Raw genomic sequence first — 23,653 nt, forward strand, 5'->3', positions numbered from 1 at the left:
GGAATGCGAGAGCTGCAGTCGCGAATCATCGCCGAACTCAACGTCGTCCCGGTCATCGAACCGGCAGAGCAGGTGCGTGCGCGCATCGACTTCCTGAAGTCCTACCTGCGCTCGACCGGCGCAGGCGGCTTCATCCTCGGCATCAGCGGGGGACAGGATTCGACACTGGCAGGCCGGCTGTGCCGCCTGGCCGTCGATGAACTCGTCTCCGAGGGGACTCCTGCACGCTTCGTCGCGGCGCGATTGCCCTACGGTGTGCAGCGAGATGAAGACGATGCGCAACTCGCGCTCGAGTTCATCGACCCGCAAGAGGCCGTGGTGTTCAACATCAAGGGTGGTGTCGACGGACTCGCATCAGACTACGAGGCGGCGACGCAGGCGCCCCTCAGCGACTTCGGCAAGGGCAACGTCAAGGCTCGACTGCGGATGGTGGCGCAATACGCGCTGGCGGGAGAGCACAGGCTTCTCGTGGTCGGCACCGACCATGCTGCGGAGGCCGTCACCGGTTTCTTCACGAAGTTCGGCGACGGTGGCGCCGACATCCTGCCGTTGACCGGGCTCACGAAGCGGCAGGGCCGTGCGCTGCTCGAGCATCTCGGCGCGCCCGAGCGTCTGTATCTGAAGGCGCCGACCGCCGACCTGCTCGATGCGAACCCGGGGCAGTCCGACGAAGCGAACCTCGGGCTGAGCTACATCGACATCGACGCGTTCCTCGAAGGCCACGACATCGACGAGGCGATCGCCGAACGCATCGAGGCCAGATTCTTGCAGACCCGGCACAAGCGCACGGTGCCCGTGTCGATGTTCGATGACTGGTGGCGTTGATCAGTCACTCGAGCTGAGCCGAATCGGCCGGAGCCGCGACTCAGCTGAGCACTAGATCAGCGCAGTGGCTCGGTCTGCAGCGTCGGTGTGGGCGCGGTGTTCGCCGTGGCGGTGGGCGAACTCGGCTCGGCGAGATTGACGCTGCCCTGGTAGCGCTGCTGGTGCTGTTCGGCCACCCACGCGTCTTGCTGCTCGACAGCGGCTTGATCTGGATCTTGACGCTGCGTGCGCCACCGTGCGAGGTCGTTCTGGAACTGCCGGCGCGTGCGCGACGGGTGACGCTGCCATTCGAGCAGTCGATCGCGGAACTCCACTACAGCGGGATCGAGTTGGTAACCGAACGTCGCCGATGCGCGCTTGAGCTCATGCAATTGGTGGGAAGCCCAGTTCGCTGCGACATCCGACCCGCGGATCGGGAGCAGGCGCACGATGATGTCGGCCTGGCCGACGGCGCGATCGACGAGCACCTGTTCTTGAGGAGTGAGCGAGTTCCAGACGGAGGCCTCGGTCGCGGCGTCGACGAGCGCGGCGATCGCGGTCGCCTTGGCCTCACGGTCGCGCTGCGTGACGAGCCGCTTGATCGCGATACTGGCGATCCACACCGCGAGGAGTCCGGCGGCGAGCACCGCCAGGAACAGCACGGCGGCCGAGAAGACCGCGGGTCGTGCCGCTGCCGAGCCGAGCCAGGAGACGAGATCATTCCACCACTGCATGGCGGCAGGCTACCGCGCGTTGCTGTCGTGCCGGGCGAGCACGGGCGGCGTGCCCGAATTCACTCGCGGCCCGGTCACCGGAACAGCTCGGCAGCGTCTCGCGACGACCAGAACTCGCCGAGGTCGATCGAGCGGATGCCGCCGGCAACCGACCGCTTCGCCCCGAAGCGCGTCTCGGTGCCCGCACCGCGCTGCTCGATGTGACCGAGCACCGGGCCGTGCGGGCGAGTGACGCGCCACAGGCCCGGAGCGGCCGGCGAGATGAGCAGGCCGGGTACATCGATGGGGAACGGTTCGCGCGTGCGCGCGGCGTTCATGGCGATGGCGGACATGTCGTTCCTCTCGTGACGCAGCCGGCCCTGCTGGTGTATGTCACGAGAGTACGGAGGGCCACCGACATCCGATCGGTGCTGCCGGCTCAGCCGAGCGCGGTGCCGTGGGCCGCGAGCGGCTCGATGCGCTCGATCTCCTCATCGGTGAGCGGCGCGGCATCGAGCGCTGCCACGTTCTGTTCGAGCTGGGCGACGCTCGAGGCGCCGATCAGCGCGCTTGCCACGAGCGGCTGGCGGAGTACCCATGAGAGCGCGAGTTGGGCGAGGGTCTGGCCGCGGTCTTTCGCGATCGCGTCGAGCGCGCGCGCGCGCTCGAGGTAGTCGGAGCTGATGCGATCGGCGGAGAGGAATCGGCTGGTTGCGGCCCGCGAATCCGCGGGCACGTCACCGTTCAGGTAACGATCGGTGAGCAGCCCTTGCGCGAGCGGTGAGAAGACGATGCTCGCGGCGCCGACCTCTTCGAGCGCCGGGAAGAGACCGTCTTCGATGTGTCGGTCGAACATCGAGTAGCGCGGCTGGTGGATGAGCAGTGGTACGCCTTCGGCGGCCAGAGCGGCGGCGGCCGCACGAGTCTGAGCGGGGTCGTAGTTCGAGATGCCCGCGTAGAGCGCCTTGCCCTGGCGCACGGCCGAGGCGAGGGCGCCCATCGTCTCCTCGATGGGAGTCTCGGGGTCGGGGCGGTGCGAGTAGAAGATGTCGACGTAATCGAGGCCGAGTCGCCCGAGGCTCTGGTCGAGCGAGGCGAGCAGATACTTGCGCGAACCGAAATCACCGTACGGACCGGGCCACATGTCGTACCCCGCCTTCGACGAGATGATGAGCTCGTCGCGGTAGGGGGCGAGATCGTCGGCGAGAATGCGCCCGAAGTTCTCCTCGGCGCTCCCAGCGGGCGGCCCGTAGTTGTTCGCGAGGTCGAAGTGCGTGACGCCGAGGTCGAACGCGCGTCGCACGATTGCGCGCTGCGTGTCGTAGGGGCGCTCATGACCGAAGTTGTGCCAGAGGCCGAGTGAGAGGGCAGGCAGTTTCAGGCCACTGCGGCCGACGCGGTTGTACTGCATCCGTTCATAGCGTTCGGGGAGGGCGACATAGCTCATGCTGCAACTCTATGGCGATGCGCCGCGCTGGTCCTGCCGGTGCCGCCCGACATCGTCATCCGGGGTCACTCGTCCTCCACAACCGCCGGTACCCGCTGCTTCTGCACCGGTCGTCGATGAGGGCATCGGATGCTTCGGCAGGGGCGTGATGCTGGTGCTCGCGGCTCCGGGGTGACGATCCCGGCACGAGCGCACCTCGGAGCCGCGTGCCGTCGACTCGCGGCGGCATCCGACTGAGGAGTGCAGCACATGACCGACATCATCACCGTGACCGGCGTCGTGGGAACCGATCCCAAACACACCGTCACCAACGGGGGCCTCGCCATCACGTCCTTCCGTCTGGCATCGACCAGGCGAGTCTTCGACCGTGCGAAGGGCACGTGGGAAGACGGCGAGACGAACTGGTACACCGTCTCGGCGTTCCGGCAGCTCGCAGCGAATGCGAAGCTGTCGATCCGCAAAGGGGAACGGCTGATCGTGCGCGGGCGGCTCCGGCTGCGTGCATGGGAAACCGGCGAGAGGTCGGGCACCGCGGTCGAGATCGAGGCGGATTCGATCGGACACGACCTCGCCTGGTGCGTCACGTCCTACGCGAAGGTGCGCTCCGTGCGCCCAGCGGATGCCGCGGCCGACGACGCTTCGTCGGGTGGTGCCGATGCGGCCGACGCGTTCGGTGCGGCGGAAGACGTCGAGCACGCCGTATCGGCGTGGCCCGACGTTGCAACGTCCGATGAGGGCCACGACGACGCGAGCGACGACGTCGCTGAACCTGCTGAACTCGACGAAGCGATGGCCACCGTCTGATCGATCGAGCGGACGCCGCACGGCGGGCCGCCCGGGCAACGGTCGAACGCGAACGCATAGACTCTGCTCGGGCGGTCGGCACCGCCGGTGAGGGGAACGATGAGACGGCGCTTCGGCACATCCGCGGCTGTGGCGCTCGCGGCTGTCGCGATCATCGCAGGCACCGCCGGTTGCACGACCGGAGATCCGCAGCCCACGGCCCCCTCGACGGCTCGGCCGACACCCTCGGAGTCCAGTGCGCCGACGCCGACGGCACCCGAGTTCCGGCCAGAACTGTCGGCCGCTGAGAACCTGGGGTTCTTCGACTGGGTGAACGCGGGCGTCGTCGCCGCGAACGGTGCCGCTGGTGGCCGTGACTTCATCGACGCGCTCGCCGCGGCCGGATTCGACAAGGCGCAGATGCAAGTCACGAGCGACGTGACAACCGAAGGAAAGCCAACCGACTCGGTGCAGTTCTCGGTGCTGTTCCAGGGCGAATGCCTCGTCGGGCAGTACGGCCCGGCATCGGGCGGATACCACGGCGCGGTGCGCCCGCCGCTCGGCGCCGGCGGCTGTCTCGTCGGCCAGACCCGCCCCATAGACTGGTAGGCGATATGGCTGAATACATTTACTCGATGGTTCGCGCCCGCAAAGCGGTCGGCGACAAGCTCATCCTCGACGACGTGACGATGGCATTCCTGCCCGGGGCGAAGATCGGCGTGGTCGGCCCGAACGGCGCCGGTAAGTCCACGATCCTGAAGATCATGGCGGGCCTCGACCAGCCCTCGAACGGCGAGGCGCGGCTGAGCCCGGGTTACTCCGTCGGCATCCTCATGCAGGAGCCGGTGCTCGATGAGACCAAGACGGTGCTCGAGAACGTGCAAGAGGGAGTCGGCCCGATCAAGGCGAAGCTCGACCGCTTCAACGAGATCTCGCTCGCGATGGCAGACCCCGACGCCGACTTCGACGCGCTCCTCGCCGAGATGGGCACCCTCCAAGAGGCCATCGACGCCGCCGATGCGTGGGACCTCGACTCGCAGCTCGAGCAGGCCATGGATGCCCTTCGTTGCCCACCGGGCGACGAGCAGGTCTCCGTGCTCTCGGGCGGTGAGAAGCGCCGTGTCGCGCTCTGCAAGCTGTTGCTGCAGAAGCCGGACCTGTTGCTCCTCGACGAGCCCACGAACCACCTCGATGCCGAGAGCGTGCTCTGGCTCGAGCAGCACCTCGCGAAGTACCCCGGCGCTGTGCTCGCCGTCACCCACGACCGGTACTTCCTCGACCACGTCGCCGAGTGGATCTGCGAGGTCGACCGCGGTCGCCTTTACGCCTACGAGGGCAACTACTCGGTCTACCTCGAGAAGAAGCAGGAACGCCTGCAGGTGCAGGGCAAGAAAGACCAGAAGCTCGCCAAGCGCCTCTCCGAAGAGCTCGAATGGGTTCGTTCCAACGCGAAGGGCCGCCAGGCGAAGTCGAAGGCACGTCTTGCCCGCTACGAAGAGATGGCGACCGAGGCCGAGCGCACTCGCAAACTCGACTTCGAAGAGATCGTGATCCCCGTCGGTCCGCGTCTCGGCGCGCAGGTGATCGAGGCGAAGAAGCTCCGCAAGGGCTTCGGAGAACGCATCCTGATCGACAACCTGAGCTTCAGCCTGCCGCGCAACGGCATCGTCGGCATCATCGGTCCGAACGGTGTCGGCAAGACGACGCTGTTCAAGACCATCGTCGGACTCGAGCCGCTCGACGGTGGCGAACTGAAGATCGGCGAGACCGTCGACATCTCCTACGTCGACCAGAGCCGAGGCGGAATCGACCCGAACAAGAACCTGTGGGAGGTCGTCTCAGACGGGCTCGACTACATCATCGTGGGCAAGACCGAGATCCCGTCGCGGGCTTACGTCTCGCAATTCGGATTCAAGGGCCCCGACCAGCAGAAGAAGGCGGGGGTGCTCTCCGGTGGTGAGCGCAACCGACTGAACCTGGCACTCACCCTGAAGCAGGGCGGAAACCTCCTGCTTCTCGACGAACCGACCAACGACCTCGACGTCGAAACGCTGTCGAGCCTCGAGAACGCCCTCCTCGAGTTCCCCGGCTGCGCGGTGGTGATCACCCACGACCGTTGGTTCCTCGACCGCATCGCGACCCACATCCTCTCGTACGAGGGCACCGAAGACGACCCGGCGAACTGGTACTGGTTCGAGGGCAACTTCGAATCGTACGAGCAGAACAAGATCGAGCGGCTCGGCCCCGACGCGGCCAAGCCGCACCGCTCGGCGTACCGCAAGCTCACACGAGACTGACATGCGCCTGCACGTGCCGACCCCGTTGCGCTGGAGTGATCTCGACGCCTACGGGCACGTGAACAACGCCCGAATGCTGGGTTTGCTCGAAGAGGCTCGCATCCAGGCCTTCTGGGTGAACGACGACACACCCGAGCACGCGGTCGGCGCGTCGACGGCGGTGCTCGACGCCACGCCCGGTTCCAACACGATCACGCTCATCGCACGGCAGGAGGTGGAGTACCTCGAGCCGATCCCCTATCAGCGCCAACCCGTCGACATCGAACTCTGGATCGGCAATATGGGCGGGGCGAGCCTCGACGTCTGCTACGAGGTGTACTCGCCGACCGGCGTCGAGCCCCGCACGCTGTACACCCGCGCCGTTACGACGGTCGTACTCGTCGACGCAGCATCCGAGCGACCGCGGCGCATCAGCAATGCCGAGCGTGCGGCTTGGGAGCCGTACGTCGGCGACCCGATCGGCTTCCGCCGCCGCTGACTCAGTCGTCGAGCGGTTCGTCGCTGAACGAGCCCTCCCAGACGGCTCGACTACCCGCCTCTGCGATCTGCACGAGCGTCCAGGTGGAGCCTGCCGCGATGACGAGCGCCGCGATGGTCAGCGCGATTCCGACGATGAGGCGGATGCCGCGGCCGATGCCGGCTCCCTGCTCTGCAGCGCTGCGACGAGCCGAGCGGCGCTCGACGACCGCCCACGCCGCGACGACGAATGCGAGCACGAGCAGGGCGATCAGCCACGGCACGATTCCCTCGCCTTGGGCGGTGTGCTCCTGGATGAGCGGCGCCGACGGCACTCGCTGTTCCAGCCACTTGCCGGCTTCGACCGTGACGAGACCGAGGGGGAGCAGCAGCACCGCGCCGATGAGTGCCGGCAACCACAGCACTCGCCTGGCGGCAGGCCACACCGCGACCACGATGAGTACCAGGCCGAGCAACGGCGTCAGCACGACGACGGCGTGCACGAGCAACACGTGCAATGGGAGTCCTGCGAACGTGTAGTCGACTCCGTCCATGTCAGGACGCCGCGACGATGCGGTCGCCCGAAATCGCGACCGGGATGGCCGTGAGGGGCTCGAGTGCGGGTCCCTGGATCACGTCGCCCGTCGCGGCATCGAACATCGAGCCATGGCAGGGGCAGTGGAACTCGGATGCCGCTGCCGCGACGACGCACTGCTGGTGCGTGCAGATCGCGCTGAACGCCACGACCTGCCCGGCCGTCGGCTGGGCGATGAGTGCAGGCGCACCGTTGATCTTCGCGTCGATGCTGCCGCCGACGGGCACGTCGGCGACCGCGGCGATGTCTTCACCGGCCGGCGGAGCATCGGGTGCGGTGCTCGGCTCGGTCGGCGGTTCGTCGGTGATCGAGGGATCGGGAGTCACCGAAGGCGAAGCGGTGTCGGTCGGGGCATCCGCTGCGCAGCCGGCCAATGCGAGCGCACCGCCGACGACTCCGGCGGAGCCGAGCGTGAGGATGGTGCGTCGTGTGAGATCGGTGGGATCGGTCATCGCCTGAGCTCCTTCGTCCGCGTCGCTCGCGTCACACGTGCGCCCGTTTGCCCATTGTGTGCCACGACGCGGTGTCGTCGCCGGATTCCACAGGATCTATTCAGGCGAATGCATCCCGCCGGTTTCGGGCACGCGTACCATGCCCTCTTGTGCAACGCTCGCCACCAGCACGCCCTCGCGAGTATAGATGCGGCCGAGCGAGAGACCGCGACCCCCACTCGCCGACGGCGACTCCTGCGTGTACAGCAACCACTCGTCGACCCGGGCGTCGCGGTGCCACCACATCGCGTGGTCGAGACTCGCGACCTTGAGACCGGGCGTGGCCCACGCCACACCGTGTGCGCGGAGGATCGGCTCGAGGATCGAATAGTCGCTCGCGTAGGCGAGAGCGGCACGATGCTGCTTCGGGTCGTCGGGCAGCTTGCCGAACGCTTTCATCCACACCGCCTGTCGAGGCACCCGCTCGCCCTCGACCGTGAGGTAGACGGGCGACGGCACATGTCGCATGTCGAAGGCGCGTTCGTTCGCCCAGTATCGGGCGACGTCGTGATCGAACGCGCCGAGCACGTCGGCGGTCGACGGCAGGCTCTCAGGGTCGGGGAGGTCGGTCGGCATGTCGACCTGATGCTCGACACCCTCGTCGGGAGTCTGGAACGAAGCGATGAGCGAGAGGATCGGTTCGCCGTTCTGGTATGCGTGGGTGCGGCGCGTCGAGAACGATCGCCCGTCGTGCAGTCGATCGACGGAGAAGGTGATGGGGTGCGCGACATCGCCGGGGCGGAGGAAGTAGCCGTGCATCGAATGGATCGTGCGGTCGTCGGGCACGGTGTGCATCGCGGCGATGAGCGACTGCGCGAGCACCTGACCGCCGAAGACACGCCCGAGCGGCATCCATTGAGAAGGCCCGGTGAAGATGTCTTCGGTGGTGCGGGCCCCGGTGTCGGTGAGGTGCAGGCTGCTCAGCAGGCCGTCGATCGGACCGTTCATCGTTCCTCCGTGTCGGTGGTCGGTGACCGCCCGGCACCCGCGGAGCGCGAGGCCGCCGGGGCGGCGGCGCTCACTTGGTAGTTTAGACAGGAGATGGTTCAACAACTCACGCTCGCCGACAGCTTGTCGCTCGGAGACCTGCATACCTACCTGCAACGAGCAGGCCGCGTCGAAGACGGTTCGGTGCGCCTCATCGCCGGTTCGGGCATCCTCGCCGTGTACACCGCGATCCTGTATCCACGAGGCATCCTCGATGAGAGCCCGACCGTGCTCGGGCTGCGCACCTTCGCGCTCGCCGACGACGAGGAGTTCGATTCGGTCGTGCCGATGCGTTCGCTCGTCGAACGCATCGTGCGGGCCAGGGGCGAACTCGGCGAAGACGACGACTCGCGCCCGGTCTCGATGTCACGACCTCCAGAGGTCAACACCGTCACCTGGGCGGGCATCTCACCGCCCAGAGGCGGGTGGCGACCACTCGGTGTGACGGATGCCGCGACGCTCGAGACTGCGGCGCGTGCGGGCATCGACGAGGTGGCCGAGGCGATTCCGGCCGGCACCGGGGAGCAGCTCGTGCAGCGCGTGCGATCAGAGGTCTGGGGGCGTGGTGTCGAGGGTGTCGAGTACGTGCCGACCGGTGCGGCATTCGCGGCCTTCAGCCTCGGGTTCCTCGGCGACGACGAGGTGAAGCTCTTCGAGACTGGTCCGTGGACCCGTCTCTCCTCGCGGCGAGGCCACGTGCTCGTGCGCCGCAAGCCTTGGACCCTGAAGGCGTAGTGGGACGCGATACGCGCCCTGCTCCCTGAGCCTGTCGAAGCTCCCCGAGCCTGTCGCAGGGCGTGGGCGCTACTCGACCGGCGGGAGTGCCGCGATCGCGCGCCCTGCGGCCCGCCCGGTGAAGAGGCATCCGCCGAGGAAGGTGCCCTCGAGCGCACGGTACCCATGCACGCCGCCGCCGCCGAACCCCGACGCTTCGCCGACCGCGTAGAGACCCGGAACCGGGGCGCCGTCGCTTCCGAGCGCTCGTGAATCGAGGTCGGTCTGGATGCCGCCGAGGCTCTTGCGGGTGAGGATGTGCAGCTTCACCGCGATGAGCGGGCCGGCCTTCGGGTCGAGGATCTTGTGCGGTGTCGCGACGCGGATGAGCTTGTCGCCGCGGTACTTCCGCGCACCGCGCACCGCCGTGAGCTGGAGGTCTTTGGAGAACTCGTTGTCGAGTTCGCGGTCGCGGGCGATGATCTCGCGTTCGATGTTCTCGGTGTCGAGCTCGGCTTCTGTCGAGAGGCCGCGCATGCCCTCGAGCAGCTCGGGCAGGGTGTCGGCGACCACGAAGTCGACGCCGTGCTGCTTGAACGCCTCGACAGGGCCAGGCGCGCCGGAGCCGAGGCGCTCGGCGAGCAGCTTCACGTCTTTGCCGGTGAGATCGGGGTTCTGCTCGCTGCCCGAGAGGGCGAACTCCTTCTCGATGATCTTCTGGGTGAGCACGAACCAGGAGTGGTCGTGACCGGTCGAGGCGATGTGCTCGAGCGTGCCGAGGGTGTCGAACCCGGGGAACAGCGGCACCGGAAGTCGCTTGCCATTGGCGTCGAACCAGAGCGACGACGGGCCGGGAAGGATGCGGATGCCGTGCTTCGGCCAGACCGGATCCCAGTTCGTGATGCCTTCGGTGTAGTGCCACATGCGGTCGCCGTTGACGAGGCGGGCACCGGATACCTCGGCGATGCCGAGCATGCGACCGTCGACGTGCGCCGGCACGCCCGAGAGCAGGTTCGCCGGCGCCTGGCCGAGACGTTCAGGCCATGCTGCGCGCACGAGGTCGTGGTTGCCGCCGATGCCCCCCGAGGCGACGACGACCGCCGGTGCGCGCAGCTCGAACTCGGCGACCTCGTCGCGATTGGACGATTCGCCGCGGGAAGCGGTGTCGCGTGCGAGCACGGCGCCACGGATGCCGACGACCGCGCCGCCTTCGACGATGAGCTCATCGACGCGGTGCCGATGGCGCAGTTCGACGAGACCCGCGGCCTCGCCCGCCTTCACCTTGGCGATGAACGGGGCGAGCACGCCGGGGCCGGTGCCCCACACGATGTGGAATCGCGGTACCGAGTTGCCGTGCCCGATGGCGTTGTACCCGCCGCGCTCGGCCCAGCCGACGACGGGGAAGAAGCGCACGCCCTTCTGGTGGAGCCATGCTCGTTTCTCGCCGGCCGCGAACTCGACGTACGCCTCGGCCCAGCGCCGGCCCCAGTCGTCTTCGTCCCGGTCGAAGCCCGCGGTGCCCGCCCAGTCCTGGTGCGCGAGCGCGACCGAATCCTTGACGCCCATGCGGCGCTGTTCGGGGGAATCGACGAGGAAGAGTCCGCCGAACGACCAGTGCGCCTGGCCGCCGAGACTCGCTTCGGGCTCTTGGTCGACGATCACGACGCGCTTGCCGGCATCGACGAGCTCGGCCGCGGCGACGAGGCCCGAGAGTCCGGCGCCGACGACGATCGCGTCGGCGGGCTTCGGGGTGCGATCGGTCGCGGCGGGTGCGGGGGAGGCGGCCACAAGGACTCCTTCGTCTCGGGTGGTGATGGGATTGCGGGTGGTGATGGGATTGCGGGTGGTGATCGAGTGGGGCGTGCGGTTATTCGTCGAAGGTGTTCACCATCGCGTATGCGGCCCGTTGGAGATAGTCCCACAGGGTCTCTTCGGCGAGCGGCGGCAGTGCGAGCGAATCGACGGCGACCCGCATGTGCGCGAGCCAGCGATCACGGGCGTCGGGGTTCACCTTGAACGGCTGATGGCGCATGCGCAGGCGCGGGTGCCCGCGCTGCTCGCTGTAGGTGCCGGGGCCGCCCCAGTACTGCTCGAGGAACATCGTGAGCCGCTCGGCAGCAGGTCCGAGGTCCTCCTCGGGATACATGGGCTTCAGCACGGGGTCGCTTGCGACGCCCCGGTAGAACTCCGCGACGAGCCGCTCGAAGGTCTGGCGGCCGCCCACCGTCTCGTAGAACGAGGGCCCGAGCCCCTCGCCGTGTTCCGAGGCACGCAGCGGCACGTTCGCAGGCTGCGGGGGGCCGGATGCCTCGATCGGCAGTTGCTCACTCACGATGATTCTCCGGTCGGCGGTTTCGGCAGCTTCGGCAGTTTGGGGGCACGCGGCGCGCGCGGCTTCTTCACCGCGGCCCGCGCCGCTGCGGCGCCCGTGTCACCGTCGACGACGGCGCTCGGCGAGGTCTTGGGCGGCCTCGCACCCTTCACCCGGGTCGCGCCGTCGAACCCGGCCAGCACGACGCTGGTGAGGCTCGGCAGCTTGACGCCCAGCTCGTCGAGCGCTCGCTTCAAGCGCATGCGCAGCTCGCTTGCGACGTCGTCTTTCGCCGAGGACCGCACCTTCATGACGACGCGGGTGACGAGCGCATCTGCCGTGATCGATTCCATCCCCCAGACCTCGGGCTTCTCGAGCACGCGCGAACGCCACTTGGTCGACTGGGCCATCTCGGTCGCGGTACGCAACAGCGTCGCCTCGACCTCGTCGACGTCGACGTCGTACGGTACGGCGAGATCGACGATCACCCGCGCCCAGCCCTGCGACATGTTGCCGACCCGGAGGATCTCACCGTTGCGCACGAACCAGAGCGTGCCGTTCACGTCGCGGATCTTCGTGACCCGGATGCGCACCTCTTCGACGATGCCGGTTGCCGGGCCGAGGTCGACGACATCGCCGACGCCGAGCTGGTCTTCGACGACCATGAAGATGCCGTTGAGCGCGTCTTTCACGATGTTCTGGGCGCCGAAGCCGAGACCGGCGCCCAGTGCCGCAGTGAGCAGGGCGAACGAGCTCAGAATCGTCTCGTTGATGGTGGTCACGACGAGGAGCGTGACGATGATGAAGAGCGTCACATTCACGATGTTCGTGAGCACCGAGCCGAGGGTTCTCGTGCGCTGCACGAGACGAACAGCCGCGAGCGGCGATGCCTGCAGCGCCTGGGTGTCGGTGACATCCTGCTTCTTCTTGACGCCCGAGACGATCTGCGTGACGACTCGCTCGATAACGAAGTGCAGCACCCAACGCACCAGGAGCGCGATGACGATGATGAAGATGATCGAGATCAGTTTGCCGAGCACGACGTCCCAGTTCTCGACCCAGTATTCGACGATGCGCGCCCAGAAGTCGACGGACACCGGGTTCTCGTCAGTGGCGGGCGTACCGAAAACGAACATGTTGTGAAAGTCTACTGAGCCGTGTCCGAGAGCTCGCTGGCATCGCGGGCCTGAGCGGCGAGTGCACGTTCGAGTTCGTCGAGTTGCTCGGAGACCAGGCGGTGGAGCGGCGCCGGCGTCGGATTCGCCTCGAGCCAATCGCGGGCCATCGTCGCGAGCTCGGCCGAGACGAATGGCGCAGGGAACAGTCGATTCACGACGAGCGAGGCCATCGTGAAGCTGCGGCGCTCCCACACCGATTGCAGCGAGGCGAAGTACTCCGCGGTAGTGCCGGCGAGGAGCTCGGGTTGCGCGGTGCGCCGCCAGCCATCGGCGATCGCGCGCGCGAGATCGTTCGAGAGCGTGGCGTCCGTCGCCACGCGCCGCCACGCGGCATCCTTCGTCGCCTGATCGGGCCGTGCCGCGCGCGCCGTCTCGGCGAGCAGGCGGCCCTTCGCCGTGTTATCGCGGGCGAGTGCATCGGCGATCTCCTCGTCGGAGGCCGCGCCGAGGGTGGCCCGGGCGATCACCAGCTCCCAGCGCAAGTCGAGGTCGATCTCGAGACCGGCGAGCTTGATCGAGCCGTCGAGGAGGCTGCCGAGCACGTCGGCGTGCGCCGCAGTGGCGGCGAGACGGGTGAAGCCTTTGACGAACTGCAGCTGGGCGTCTGAGCCGGCCTCGCAGAGCTCGGCGAGCGCCCACACGGCATCGCCCGCCTCGGCGGCGAGCTGCGTGCGGTGCTCTTCAGCGAGGTAGCGACCGATCGCGAGTTCGAGGCGCGTCAGCGCCAGCCCCCGCGCGGCCGACTGCGTCTCGTGACCGATGCTGCCGATGACGAGTCGCACGAAATCGATCGTCGGCACCTCCGCGTCGCGCACGGCGTCCCACGCCGAGCCGAGGATGACGGCGCGTGCGACCGGGTCGACGATGTCGGGGAGGTGCGCGATCGCAGTCTCGAACGAAGCGGGGTCGAGCCGCACCTTCGCGTAGGTGAGGTCGTCGTCGTTCACGAGCAGCAGGTCGGGGCGGGCCAGCCCGACGAGCTCGGGCACCTCGGTGGCGGCACCGTCGATGTCGAGCTCGAAGCGATGAGTGCGTTTCAACCCGTCGACGCCGAGCACGTAGCAGCCGAGCGCGAGTCGGTGAGGGCGGAGGGTCGGATGCCCCGGTGCCGCTGACTGCTCGACGCGTGCCGCCGTGATCGTACCCGAGGCATCCGTCTCCGTCACCGTTCGAAGGGTGTTGACGCCCGCCGTCTCGAGCCAGAGCGCCGACCATCGGGTGAGATCGCGGCCGCTCGCGGTCTCGAGCTCGTCGAGCAGGTCGCGGAGGGTGGCGTTGCCACTGGCGTACGACGTGAGATAGGCGCCGACGCCCCGCTGAAAGGCGTCGAGTCCGACCCAGGCCACGAGCTGCTTCAGCACCGAGGCGCCCTTGTCGTACGTGATCGCATCGAAGTTGACCTCGACATCGGCGAGACTCGCGATCTCGGCGACGATCGGATGCGTCGACGGGAGTTGATCTTGTTCGGCCGCGTGCGTCTTCTCGTCGCTCGCGAACGTCGCCCAGACCCCGGTGAACTCCGTGACCGCGGCCGTCGCGAGCGTCGACGCCCACGTGGCGAACGACTCGTTCAGCCACAGGTCGTTCCACCACCGCATCGTGACCGAATTGCCGAACCACATGTGCGAGAGCTCGTGCAGCACGACGATCGCGCGCTGCTCGCGTCGCGCGTCGGACACCCGCGAGCGGAACAGGTACGACTCGTTGAACGTGACGGCGCCGACGTTCTCCATGGCACCCCAGTTGTACTCGGGCACGAAGATCTGATCGTACTTGCCGTACGGGTACGGCACGCCGAACGCCGTCTCGTAGAAGCCCAGGCCGGCCTGCACGAGTTCGAACATGACGTCAGGCTCGGCATACTCGCCGAGCGAAGCGCGCGTGAAGAGGCCGAGCGGGATGTCGCGACCGTCGACGCTGTGCGCGCTGCCGTGCCATGCGGCGTAGGGGCCGGCGATGATCGCGACGATGTAGCTGGAGATGACCGGACCCGGTTCGAACGACCAGGTGGCGCTCGTGCTCCCTGAGCCTGTCGAAGGGAGGCTCTTCGAAGCGCCCGCGTTGCTCAGCACCGTCCACGCGGCGGGAGCCGTGATGGTGAACGTGAACGAGGCCTTCAGATCGGGCTGGTCGAACACCGCGAAGACGCGGTTCGCCTCGGCGACGGCGAACTCGGTGTAGAGGTACGTCTCGCCGTCGACGGGATCGACGAACCGGTGCAGGCCCTCGCCGGTGTTCGTGTACGAGGCCGTTGCCACGATGTGGAGGTCGTTGTCTTCGTCGAGCCCATCGAGTCGGATGCGAGTGCCGTCGCTCACGACGGCAGGGTCGAGTGGCCGGCCGTTGAGGGTGATCTCGTGCACTTCGCTGGTGCACGCCTCGATGAAGGTCGATGCTCCCGAGGCACCCAGGAAGTTCACGCGCGTCTCGCTGCGGAACGTCTCGCCCGCCGCCGTCAGATCGAGGTGAACGTCGTAGCGCGGGGTGCGCACGACCAGGGCGCGTTCCTCGGCTTCGGTTCGGGTGAGATCGACAGCGGGCATGTGCGGGGCCTCCGTGTGGTCGTTGACTCGCCAGCCTACTGATTCGACGCCGCCGAGCCCTGCAGGGCCGAACTCGATGCCTCCGACTCAGCCTGCGCCGGAGCCGGACGCGGGCAGCAGCCCCTGCTCATAGGCGATGATCACGAGGTGCACCCGATCGCGGGCGTCGAGCTTCGCGAGCACACGGCCGACGTGGGTCTTCACCGTCGACTCCGAGACGAAGAACCGCGCGGCGAGTTCGCTGTTGCTCAACCCTTCCGCGATCGCCATGAGGATCTCTCGCTCGCGTGGGGTGAGCAATTCGAGCACTCCGACGGACCTGTCGGGCACGCCCGTCACGCCGCCGCGCTCGCCGTCGCGACCATCGATCAGGGCAGGCAGCTCGCCTGCGAACAGTTCGATCATGCGTCGGGTGACGCGAGGCGAGAGCGCGGCTTCGCCGGAGTGGACTGTGCGGATCGCCGACGCCAGCTCGGCGGGGCGCACGTCCTTCAGCAGGAACCCACTCGCGCCCGCACGGATCGCGGCGAAGGCGTACTCGTCGAGGTCGAAGGTGGTCAGCACGATCACGCGCGGGGGAGTGGGGCCCGATGTCACGGCCTCGGTCGCGGCGATGCCGTCGAGTCGGGGCATTCGCACGTCCATGAGCACGACATCGACCGGTACGTCGCGCACGAGCGCGACGGCGGCGTGGCCGTCAGCGGCCTCGCCCACGACCTCGATGCCGGGCTCGGCGTCGAGCACCATGTGGAATCCCGTGCGCACGAGCGCCTGGTCGTCGACGATCGCGACTCGGATCGGTGCGTGCTCGTCGGTCATCGTGGCTCCTCGCCGTCGCCTTCGTGGTCGCCCTCGCCGTCGCGCACGTCGGCGTCGCGTCGCGTCGGCAGCACCGCACGCAGTCGCCAGCCGCGATTGGGCAGCGCGCCGGCCTCGAGGGTGCCGCCGTAGAGGGCGACGCGCTCACGAATCCCTGCGAGGCCGCGGCCGGCGCCGTGCATGATCTGGTCGGCCGCCACGGGCGCGTCATCGTCGACCGAGATCTCGACCTCGTCGTCGCGGTGCTCGATGAGCACGTCGACGCGGTGGGCGCGTGCCGCATGGCGCAGGGCGTTGGTGAGGCCCTCTTGCGCGACCCGGTACACCGCCAGTTGCAGGGTCGATTCGACGATCGGAGCGCCGACGGTGGTGAGGTGCACCGGCAGCCCAGCCTCGCGGAACCCGTCGACGAGGCGGGGGATCGCCGCCACATCGGGTTGCGGTGCGAGGTCGGCCCCTTCGTCGGCGGGATCCCGCAGCACGCCGAGCATGCGTCGCATCTCGTCGAGCGCGCCGCGCCCGGTGTCGGCGACATTGCGCATCGCGTCGGCGGCGCGGGCCGGATCTCGCTCGGCAGTCGCCGCCGATCCGTCCGCGAGCGTGATCATGACGGTCAGACCGTGCGAGACGATGTCGTGCATCTCACGGGCGATGCGCGCCCGTTCGGCCACCGCGGCGAGTCGCGCCTGCTGGTCGCGTTCGCGTGCGAGGTCGTGGGCCCGCGCGATGAGCGCGTTCAGGTATCGACGGCGGTTGCCGACGGTGACGCCGATGAGCGTCGCGACGAGCATGACGACGGCATACTGCGACGCCGATGCCAAGGGGCCGCCCTCGGAGATGTTGAGTCGGGCGACGAGCGCGTTCGTCGAGAGCCACTCCGCGATGTACGCCGATGCCGAGACCACGGCGACCGACCCCGCGAACCCGATCCAGGCCACCCTCGTCGAGCGGTAGACGCCGAGCCCATAGAGGGCGAACAGCATCGGCAGCACGTCGGTCGTGCCGAACGGGTAGACGAGCAGGCAGACCGCCCAGGCCGCGCCGAGCACCCACCACGGTTGCGACCGGCGGAAGAACAGCAGCGCCGCGCCGGCGGCAACGATGCCCACCAGATGCAGCACGCTCGACCAGAGCGGAGGAGCCGGGTCGCCGAATCCTGCGACGATAAACGTGCCGATGAAGGTCGGCACGAAGTAGGCGCCCGCGATGAGTGCGTCGGTCAGCCTGGGATGCCTCGCCCAGAACTGCCTGATCACCCCGGGCGGTTTCGGCAGACGAAGTTCTCCCCCGGCTACCGAAGCCGGGTAGCCGGGGGAGAACGGTGCTTCCGCCATGGACAGGACTCTACGCGTCCCGTCGCTTCAGGAGCACCGCAGCGCCGGCGATGGATGCCGCCACCCAGGCCAGCACGACCAGGAGGTTCTGCCAAACATTCAGCCCGTCGCCAGTGGCGCCACCCGAGATCGCATCGGAGAACAGGTCGAGTCCGGCGTTGGAGAGCAGGTAGGGGACCATGTCCTGGGCCCAGTCAGCGGGGATCATCTGCAGCACGCTCGGGAGGAGGAGCAGCAGGCCGAGCACTGCGGCGATACCACCGGCGCTCGAGCGCAGCATCGTGCCCACGCCAAGCGCGAAGACCGCGACGAGGGCGAGGTAGAGTGCGCCGCCGAGCAGGGTGAGGTACACGCCCGGCTCGGTGATGCTCGCCGAGACGCCGTCGCCCGCGAAGACGAGCGACGAGGCGAGGTAGGCGCCGAACGTACTGATCAGACCGACGAGGAACGTCGCCGCGAACAGCACCATGGCCTTGGCAGCGAGGGCCGGCAGCCGCTTCGGAACAGCCGTGAGGGTCGAGCGGATCATGCCCGTGGTGTACTCGCCGCTGATGACGAGCACGCCGAGCACGCCGACGACGAGCTGGCCGAAGTAGACGCCGAACACTGAGGACTGCCCGATGAGCGCAAGCTGTTGCTCGGCCGGTGCGCCCGAGGCATCCGCGCCGCCGCTCATACCGCTCACCATGCTGAACGACATGATGAGCGCCATGCCGAGCGAGAGCGCGATGACGATGAGGTACGACCACACGGTCGAACGGAGGCTCCGGAGCTTGATCCACTCGGAGCGCAGCACACCACCGAAGCTCAGCGAGGTGGAACGAGTGCGCTGCGACGGGTGCGTCGCAGTGGGGCTGATCGTGGTCATCGGACTGCCTCCGTACGGTATTCGACGGCGTCGGCGGTCAGGGCCATGTAGGCCTCTTCCAGCGACGCGCTGAGCGGGGTGAGTTCGTGGATCGCCAGCCCGTGCTGGGCGGCGAGGTCCCCGATGCCGGATGCCTCGACGCCCGTGATCTCGAGCACCCCCGCCTCGGAGCGCACCACGGCGACGTCGGGCGCGGCGAGCAGGTCGGCGAGCTGGGAGGAATGCGGTGAGCGCACCAGGACTCGGGGGCGCGTGCCGCCGGCGATGATGTCGGCGACGGGCGCATCGGCGATGATCTCGCCTCGGCCGAGCACGATCAAGTGATCGGCGGTGACGGCCATCTCGCTCATGAGATGCGAGGAGAGGAAGATCGTGCGGCCTTCGGAGGCGAGGTGGCGCACGAACTGGCGCACCCACAACACGCCCTCGGGGTCGAGGCCGTTGACGGGCTCGTCGAGGATCAGCGTGGCGGGGTCGCCGAGCATCGCCGCGGCGATGCCGAGTCGCTGGCCCATGCCGAGCGAGAACCCGCCGACGCGCTTGCGTGCGACGGACTCGAGCCCGGTGAGCTCGATGACCTCGCGCACCCGGCTCGCGCCGATGCCGTGCGTGGCCGCCATCGCGAGCAGGTGGTTGTACGCGCTCCGGCCGGTGTGCACCGCCTTGGCGTCGAGCAGTGCGCCGACCTCGTGCAGCGGCGCGCGATGCGAGGCAAACGGCTTGCCGTTGACGATGACGCTGCCGGCGCTCGGCCGGTCGAGGCCGACGATCATGCGCATCGTGGTGGATTTGCCTGCGCCGTTCGGACCGAGGAATCCGGTGACCTGCCCAGGACGGACGGTGAAACTGATGTCGTTGACGGCGGTCTTCGCGCCGTAGCGCTTGACGAGCCCTTCTGCCGTGATCATGCTTCAACGCTACGGATCAGTCGCGGCCGGGGCATCCGTCTGGGGAATGGTTCAGGGCTGGTCAGGTAGTACCGCGGTACCACTCGACCGGCCGTGCGCCGGTCGAGTAGCGACGCAGGAGCGTATCGAGACCTCGCGAAGGGTCTCGCTACGCTTCGCTACTCGACCGGCGGGCGGCTACTTCTGTGCGTCGCGCGCCTGCACGGCGAGAGCCCGGTCGATGCCCGCGAGACGCTCGACGACGAGCCGGCGGAGTGCCGGCACATCGGGGTGCGTCTCGAGCCAGGCGCGGCTCGCGTCGGCGAGCGCCTGGCTCGCGAGCGGCGACGGGTAGAGGCCGTCGATGAGCTTGTCGGCGATCGCGTAGCTGCGCGCCTCCCAGATCTCTTCGAGCATCGCGAAGTACCGCTCGACGAACGCCTCGAGCAGCGCGGGATCGCCCGCACGGAGGAAGCCCTCAGCCGTTTCGCGCACGACCGTGTTGGTCGCGGTGTCGACGTCGATGAGCGAGGCCCATGCACGCTCTTTGCCCTCGAGGGTCTGAATCGCGGCACGCGCGTGCGCGGCCGACTGCTGACCCGTCGCGGTGTTGTCGGAGGCGAGGCGCGCATCGATCTCGGCGTCGCCCGCCCGGCCTGCAGCCACGAGTGCGATGAGCAACTCCCAGCCGAGGTCGGTGTCGATCTCGAGCCCTTCGAGGGTCAGCGAGCCGTCGGCGAGAGCGGCGAGCTCGTCGACGTGCGATCCGGCTTCGGCGATGGCCGCGAAGTTCATCACGAACTGGAACTGCGCGTCACTGCCGGGCGCGGCCTCCTCGGCGAGCTTCCAGAACCCGTCGGCGAGCTTGCGGCGCGCTTCGGTGCGGTGCTCGGCTGCGGTGTACGCGCTCGCCGAGAGCCCCGCGTTGGCGAGCACGATGCGCAGCGTCGTCGATTCGGTCTCGCTCGCGATGTTGCCGAGCACGAGGGCGAGGTAGGCGCTGACACTCGTCTCGGCGTCGCGCGTGGCATCCCACACCGAGCTCCACACGAGGGCTCGCGCGAGCGGGTCCTCGATCTCGGAGAGATTCGCGAGCGCGACCTGCTGCGAGGCGTCATCGAGACGGATCTTCGCGTAGGCGAGGTCGTCGTCATTCAGCAGCACGAGGTCGGGGCGGGCGAGACCGACGAGCTCCGCGACATCCGTTCGCTCGCCGTCGACGTCGAGCTCGACCCTGTGGTCGCGAACGAGCTTGCCGCCCGTGAGGTTGTAGAAGCCGATCGCCAGGCGGTGCGGGCGGATCGTCGGGTAGTCGGCCGGTGCGGACTGCAGCACCGTGAACGCTGTGATCGTGCCTGATCCAGTTCCGATCGGCTCAGTCGTCGCGATCTCAGGACGCAAGGTGTTGACGCCTGCCGTTTCGAGCCAGAGCTCCGACCAGCCCGACAGATCGCGGCCGCTCGCGGTCTCGAGCTCGGCGAGCAGATCGGCGAGGGTCGTGTTGCCCCACTGGTGCTTCTTGAAGTACGCCGAAACGCCCTGGAAGAAGGCCTCGACACCCACCCACGCAGCGAGCTGCTTCAGCACCGAGCCGCCCTTGGCGTAGGTGATGCCGTCGAAGTTCACCTGCACGTCTTCGAGGTCGTTGATGGTCGCGACCACCGGATGCGTCGACGGAAGCTGGTCTTGGCGGTAGGCCCAGCTCTTCTCCATGGAGTTGAACGTCGTCCAGGCCTCGTGCCACTCGGTCGCCTCGGCGGTGGCGATAGTGGATGCCCACTCGGCGAACGACTCGTTCAGCCACAGGTCGTTCCACCACTTCATGGTGACGAGGTCGCCGAACCACATGTGGGCGAGCTCGTGCAGGATCGTCACGACGCGACGTTCGCGCACGGCATCGGTGACCTTGGATCGGAAGACGTAGACCTCGGTGAAGGTCACCGCCCCCGCATTCTCCATCGCACCCGCGTTGTACTCGGGCACGAACATCTGGTCGTACTTCTCGAACGGGTACGGCACGTCGAACTTCGCCTCGTAGTACGCGAAGCCCTGCTTCGTCTTCTCGAAGATGTAGTCGGCGTCGAGATACTGCGACAGGCTCTTGCGGCTGAACACGCCGAGCGGAATGGTGCGGCCGTCGCTGCTCGTGAGCTCGTCGCGCACCACGTGGTACGGCCCGGCCACGATCGCCGTGATGTAGCTCGAGATACGCGGGGTGGGCGTGAACACCCAGGTCTTGGCGCCGTCGTGGGCGTCGACCGGTTCGGGCGTCGGCGAGTTCGAGACGATCTCCCAGTGTGCGGGCGCCGTGAGGGTGAACGTGAACGCGGCCTTCAGATCGGGCTGCTCGAACACGGCGAACATGCGCCGCGAGTCGGGCACCTCGAACTGGGTGTAGAGGTAGACCTCGCCGTCGACCGGGTCGACGAAGCGGTGCAGGCCCTCGCCCGTGTTCATGTAGCGGCCGTCGGCGACGACGGTGAGCTCGTTCTCGGCCGCGAGGTTCGGCAGTTGGATGCGGACGCCGTCGCTCACCGCGGCCGGGTCGAGCTCGACGCCGTTGAGCGTCACCGAGTGCACGGCCGCCGTGATCGCGTCGATGAAGGTCGATGCGCCGGGGGTCGATGCGGTGAAGCGCACGGTCGTCGTGGCTCGGAACACCTCCGGCCCCGTGGTGACATCGAGCACGACGTCGTAGTCATGCACCGAGACGAGCGCTGCGCGCTCCTCAGCTTCGATTCGGGTGAGGTTCTCTCCGGGCACGTGCGCTCCTTCGCCAGTCATCGACGCGGCTCGTGGCCGCAGGCAACGTGCACCAGCCTAGCTCTCGGGCGGGCCGCGGTCACGAAGATTCGAAGGTCGCAGTGCGAGCGGATGCTGCGGCTCAGCGCGCCGCGATCGAGACCGCCGCCGTGACCGTCACTGCGACCTCACCAGTCGGCGCGTGCGTAGTCCTTCAGGAACACCCCGGTGACGTCTTCGCCGGCCTCTCCGCGAACGATCGGGTCGTAGACCCGCGCTGCGCCGTCGACGAGGTCGAGGGGCGCGTGGAATCCCTCCTCGGCGAGCCGCACCTTCGTCGGGTGGGGGCGTTCGTCGGTGATCCACCCCGTGTCGACGCTCGTCATCAGGATGCCGTCGGCGAGCATCTCCTTCGCGCTCGTGCGGGTGAGCATGTTCACCGCCGCCTTCGCCATGTTCGTGTGCGGATGCCCCGGTCCCTTGTAGCCACGACTGAACACGCCTTCCATGGCCGACACGTTCACGATGTAGCTGCGGCGAGCGGATGTCGCCGCCAGCGACGCCCGCAGGCGGCTCACGAGGATGAACGGGGCCGTCGTATTGCAGAGCTGCACCTCGAGCATCTCGAGTGGGTCGACATCCTGCACGGCCGCGCTCCAGCTGTTCTCGTGGTGGAGGTCGGGCACGAGGCCGCCGGCGTCGATCGCGGTGCGATCGGCGAGTCTCGCGAGCGAGCTCGAGCCCGGTGCGAGCGCGAGCGCCGTGAGATCGTCGGCCGTCATGGTGCCCGCGAAGAGACCCGACGAGAGCACCGGGTGGCTCGACACCGAGTCCGCGAGGGCGAGCGGATGCGCATCGTTCGTGTGGCCGAAGCTCACGAGTTCGGGCATCGGTCCGTCGGGGAGCGGCGAGGACTCGGCCTCGACGAGGGGCGAGTACGAACCGGGGGAACGACGCACGGTCTGCGCCGCGTTGTTGATGAGGATGTCGAGCGGCCCCTGCGCCGCCACGTCATCGGCGAGCGCGATGACCTGCGCCGGGTCGCGCAGGTCGATGCCGACGATTCGCAGGCGGTCGAGCCACTCGCCGGAATCGGGCATCGCGGCGAACCGTCGGGCGGCATCTCGCGGGAACCGCGTCGTGATCGTGGTGTGCGCGCCGTCGCGCAGCAGGCGGAGGGCGATGTACATGCCGATCTTCGCGCGACCGCCCGTGAGCAGCGCACGCTTGCCGGTGAGGTCGGTGCGCGCATCGCGCTTGGCGTGGCTCATGGCGGCGCAACCCGGGCAGAGCTGGTGGTAGAACGCGTCGACGAGCGTGTAGCGCTGCTTGCAGATGTAGCAGGGCCGAGCCACGCGCAGCTCGCCGGCGGTGCGGGCATCGGTGCCACTGACCAGGTCTGCGCCGCGCGTCTCGTCGTCGATGCGGGTGGGCGCGCCGGTCGCCGTCGCGGCGATCACGGCGCGGTCGGCATCTTGCACGACCTTGCGCTTCTCGAGTCGGCGTGCGACCTTGACCGCCTTGAACATCTTCGCGGTCGCATGGCGCACGGTCTCGAAGTCGGGGTCGTGCTCATCGAGCTCGCTGAGCGCGGCGAGAACCCGCAGCGTCGTCTCGAGATCCCGCGCGTCGATCGTGGGCGCGCTGAAGATGGGAGAGTCGTCGGAGGGCATGCGGAAACTCT

Annotated in this window: 22 protein-coding genes; 6 read left to right on the forward strand and 16 right to left on the reverse strand. The window is 68.2% G+C overall.

The window, feature by feature from the left end:
- Positions 1-3 precede the first annotated feature (3 nt).
- Positions 4-825, forward strand: coding sequence for an NAD(+) synthase (nadE, locus tag AC1C2S_RS16650; protein WP_495353721.1), 822 nt, complete (start codon positions 4-6; stop codon positions 823-825).
- A gap of 56 nt (positions 826-881) precedes the next feature.
- Here nadE and AC1C2S_RS16655 read toward each other — a convergent pair whose 3' ends face one another.
- The 3 genes from AC1C2S_RS16655 to AC1C2S_RS16665 form a co-directional block, all read right to left on the reverse strand.
- Positions 882-1,538, reverse strand: a complete 657-nt coding sequence (locus AC1C2S_RS16655; RefSeq protein WP_495353722.1) for a hypothetical protein — start codon at positions 1,536-1,538, stop codon at positions 882-884.
- 74 nt (positions 1,539-1,612) lie between these two features.
- Positions 1,613-1,870, reverse strand: a complete 258-nt coding sequence (locus AC1C2S_RS16660; protein WP_495353723.1) for a hypothetical protein — start codon at positions 1,868-1,870, stop codon at positions 1,613-1,615.
- 86 nt (positions 1,871-1,956) lie between these two features.
- Positions 1,957-2,964: an aldo/keto reductase gene (locus AC1C2S_RS16665; RefSeq protein ID WP_495353724.1), complete on the reverse strand. Its 1,008-nt coding sequence runs from the start codon at positions 2,962-2,964 to the stop codon at positions 1,957-1,959.
- A gap of 249 nt (positions 2,965-3,213) precedes the next feature.
- On the opposite strand from AC1C2S_RS16665, the gene ssb reads away from it, so the two are divergent.
- The 4 genes from ssb (at position 3,214) to AC1C2S_RS16685 (ending at position 6,522) form a co-directional block, all read left to right on the forward strand.
- Complete coding sequence (ssb, locus tag AC1C2S_RS16670) at positions 3,214-3,768, forward strand: single-stranded DNA-binding protein (RefSeq protein ID WP_495353725.1); 555 nt, start codon at positions 3,214-3,216, stop codon at positions 3,766-3,768.
- A gap of 99 nt (positions 3,769-3,867) precedes the next feature.
- Positions 3,868-4,356, forward strand: a complete 489-nt coding sequence (locus AC1C2S_RS16675; protein WP_495353726.1) for a DUF6993 domain-containing protein — start codon at positions 3,868-3,870, stop codon at positions 4,354-4,356.
- 5 nt (positions 4,357-4,361) lie between these two features.
- The gene (ettA, locus tag AC1C2S_RS16680; RefSeq protein ID WP_495353727.1) at positions 4,362-6,044 is read left to right on the forward strand and encodes an energy-dependent translational throttle protein EttA; all 1,683 of its coding nucleotides are present in this window, start codon (positions 4,362-4,364) and stop codon (positions 6,042-6,044) included.
- Position 6,045: 1 nt separating this feature from the next.
- Positions 6,046-6,522, forward strand: coding sequence for an acyl-CoA thioesterase (locus AC1C2S_RS16685; RefSeq protein WP_495353728.1), 477 nt, complete (start codon positions 6,046-6,048; stop codon positions 6,520-6,522).
- Position 6,523: 1 nt separating this feature from the next.
- Here the strand turns inward: AC1C2S_RS16685 and AC1C2S_RS16690 are convergent, their stop codons facing one another.
- The 3 genes from AC1C2S_RS16690 to AC1C2S_RS16700 form a co-directional block, all read right to left on the reverse strand.
- Positions 6,524-7,054: a hypothetical protein gene (locus AC1C2S_RS16690; RefSeq protein ID WP_495353729.1), complete on the reverse strand. Its 531-nt coding sequence runs from the start codon at positions 7,052-7,054 to the stop codon at positions 6,524-6,526.
- 1 nt (position 7,055) lies between these two features.
- Positions 7,056-7,547 carry a QcrA and Rieske domain-containing protein gene (locus AC1C2S_RS16695; protein ID WP_495353730.1) on the reverse strand — a complete coding sequence of 164 codons (492 nt, stop codon included), beginning with the start codon at positions 7,545-7,547 and terminating at the stop codon, positions 7,056-7,058.
- A 96-nt stretch (positions 7,548-7,643) separates the two neighbouring features.
- Entirely contained in the window at positions 7,644-8,534 is an 891-nt protein-coding gene (locus tag AC1C2S_RS16700) for an acyl-CoA thioesterase (protein ID WP_495353731.1), read from the reverse strand.
- Between the two features lie 93 nt (positions 8,535-8,627).
- On the opposite strand from AC1C2S_RS16700, the gene AC1C2S_RS16705 reads away from it, so the two are divergent.
- Positions 8,628-9,308 carry a DUF8185 domain-containing protein gene (locus AC1C2S_RS16705; protein ID WP_495353732.1) on the forward strand — a complete coding sequence of 227 codons (681 nt, stop codon included), beginning with the start codon at positions 8,628-8,630 and terminating at the stop codon, positions 9,306-9,308.
- Positions 9,309-9,377: 69 nt separating this feature from the next.
- Here the strand turns inward: AC1C2S_RS16705 and AC1C2S_RS16710 are convergent, their stop codons facing one another.
- From AC1C2S_RS16710 to AC1C2S_RS16755, 10 genes are all read right to left on the reverse strand, one after another.
- Positions 9,378-11,075 carry an FAD-binding dehydrogenase gene (locus tag AC1C2S_RS16710; protein ID WP_495353733.1) on the reverse strand — a complete coding sequence of 566 codons (1,698 nt, stop codon included), beginning with the start codon at positions 11,073-11,075 and terminating at the stop codon, positions 9,378-9,380.
- Positions 11,076-11,154: 79 nt separating this feature from the next.
- Entirely contained in the window at positions 11,155-11,562 is a 408-nt protein-coding gene (locus AC1C2S_RS16715) for a globin (protein ID WP_495354413.1), read from the reverse strand.
- A 53-nt stretch (positions 11,563-11,615) separates the two neighbouring features.
- On the reverse strand, positions 11,616-12,734 hold the full coding sequence (locus AC1C2S_RS16720; protein WP_495353734.1) for a mechanosensitive ion channel family protein: 1,119 nt from the start codon (positions 12,732-12,734) through the stop codon (positions 11,616-11,618).
- 11 nt (positions 12,735-12,745) lie between these two features.
- Positions 12,746-15,319, reverse strand: a complete 2,574-nt coding sequence (gene pepN / locus AC1C2S_RS16725; RefSeq protein WP_495353735.1) for an aminopeptidase N — start codon at positions 15,317-15,319, stop codon at positions 12,746-12,748.
- A gap of 87 nt (positions 15,320-15,406) precedes the next feature.
- Positions 15,407-16,138, reverse strand: a complete 732-nt coding sequence (locus AC1C2S_RS16730) for a response regulator transcription factor (protein ID WP_495353736.1) — start codon at positions 16,136-16,138, stop codon at positions 15,407-15,409.
- A complete protein-coding gene (locus AC1C2S_RS16735) occupies positions 16,135-17,472 on the reverse strand; it encodes a sensor histidine kinase (protein ID WP_495353737.1) in 1,338 nt (445 codons plus the stop codon). Before AC1C2S_RS16735 ends, AC1C2S_RS16730 begins: the two co-directional genes overlap by 4 nt.
- Positions 17,473-17,482: 10 nt before the next feature.
- Positions 17,483-18,340: an ABC transporter permease gene (locus tag AC1C2S_RS16740; RefSeq protein WP_495353738.1), complete on the reverse strand. Its 858-nt coding sequence runs from the start codon at positions 18,338-18,340 to the stop codon at positions 17,483-17,485.
- Complete coding sequence (locus tag AC1C2S_RS16745; RefSeq protein WP_495353739.1) at positions 18,337-19,248, reverse strand: ABC transporter ATP-binding protein; 912 nt, start codon at positions 19,246-19,248, stop codon at positions 18,337-18,339. Before AC1C2S_RS16745 ends, AC1C2S_RS16740 begins: the two co-directional genes overlap by 4 nt.
- Positions 19,249-19,425: 177 nt before the next feature.
- Positions 19,426-21,990 (reverse strand): aminopeptidase N, encoded by a 2,565-nt coding sequence (gene pepN / locus AC1C2S_RS16750; RefSeq protein ID WP_495353740.1) that lies wholly within the window; start codon positions 21,988-21,990, stop codon positions 19,426-19,428.
- Between the two features lie 167 nt (positions 21,991-22,157).
- A complete protein-coding gene (locus tag AC1C2S_RS16755) occupies positions 22,158-23,642 on the reverse strand; it encodes an SDR family NAD(P)-dependent oxidoreductase (RefSeq protein ID WP_495353741.1) in 1,485 nt (494 codons plus the stop codon).
- Between the last annotated feature and the right edge of the window lie 11 nt (positions 23,643-23,653).

The sequence above is a fragment of the Agromyces sp. Y782 genome, assembly GCF_059445405.1.

Coding starts and splice junctions, on each gene's coding strand:
- AC1C2S_RS16690 (WP_495353729.1), bottom strand. CDS start 7,054: ATGGACGGAGTCGACTACACGTTCGCAGGACTCCCATTGCACGTGTTG.
- AC1C2S_RS16685 (WP_495353728.1), top strand. CDS start 6,046: ATGCGCCTGCACGTGCCGACCCCGTTGCGCTGGAGTGATCTCGACGCC.
- AC1C2S_RS16665 (WP_495353724.1), bottom strand. CDS start 2,964: ATGAGCTATGTCGCCCTCCCCGAACGCTATGAACGGATGCAGTACAAC.
- AC1C2S_RS16705 (WP_495353732.1), top strand. CDS start 8,628: ATGGTTCAACAACTCACGCTCGCCGACAGCTTGTCGCTCGGAGACCTG.
- ssb (WP_495353725.1), top strand. CDS start 3,214: ATGACCGACATCATCACCGTGACCGGCGTCGTGGGAACCGATCCCAAA.
- AC1C2S_RS16720 (WP_495353734.1), bottom strand. CDS start 12,734: ATGTTCGTTTTCGGTACGCCCGCCACTGACGAGAACCCGGTGTCCGTC.
- pepN (WP_495353735.1), bottom strand. CDS start 15,319: ATGCCCGCTGTCGATCTCACCCGAACCGAAGCCGAGGAACGCGCCCTG.
- AC1C2S_RS16660 (WP_495353723.1), bottom strand. CDS start 1,870: ATGTCCGCCATCGCCATGAACGCCGCGCGCACGCGCGAACCGTTCCCC.
- AC1C2S_RS16675 (WP_495353726.1), top strand. CDS start 3,868: ATGAGACGGCGCTTCGGCACATCCGCGGCTGTGGCGCTCGCGGCTGTC.
- AC1C2S_RS16745 (WP_495353739.1), bottom strand. CDS start 19,248: ATGATCACGGCAGAAGGGCTCGTCAAGCGCTACGGCGCGAAGACCGCC.
- AC1C2S_RS16730 (WP_495353736.1), bottom strand. CDS start 16,138: ATGACCGACGAGCACGCACCGATCCGAGTCGCGATCGTCGACGACCAG.
- ettA (WP_495353727.1), top strand. CDS start 4,362: ATGGCTGAATACATTTACTCGATGGTTCGCGCCCGCAAAGCGGTCGGC.
- AC1C2S_RS16700 (WP_495353731.1), bottom strand. CDS start 8,534: ATGAACGGTCCGATCGACGGCCTGCTGAGCAGCCTGCACCTCACCGAC.
- AC1C2S_RS16735 (WP_495353737.1), bottom strand. CDS start 17,472: ATGGCGGAAGCACCGTTCTCCCCCGGCTACCCGGCTTCGGTAGCCGGG.
- AC1C2S_RS16695 (WP_495353730.1), bottom strand. CDS start 7,547: ATGACCGATCCCACCGATCTCACACGACGCACCATCCTCACGCTCGGC.
- nadE (WP_495353721.1), top strand. CDS start 4: ATGCGAGAGCTGCAGTCGCGAATCATCGCCGAACTCAACGTCGTCCCG.
- AC1C2S_RS16655 (WP_495353722.1), bottom strand. CDS start 1,538: ATGCAGTGGTGGAATGATCTCGTCTCCTGGCTCGGCTCGGCAGCGGCA.
- AC1C2S_RS16740 (WP_495353738.1), bottom strand. CDS start 18,340: ATGACCACGATCAGCCCCACTGCGACGCACCCGTCGCAGCGCACTCGT.
- AC1C2S_RS16755 (WP_495353741.1), bottom strand. CDS start 23,642: ATGCCCTCCGACGACTCTCCCATCTTCAGCGCGCCCACGATCGACGCG.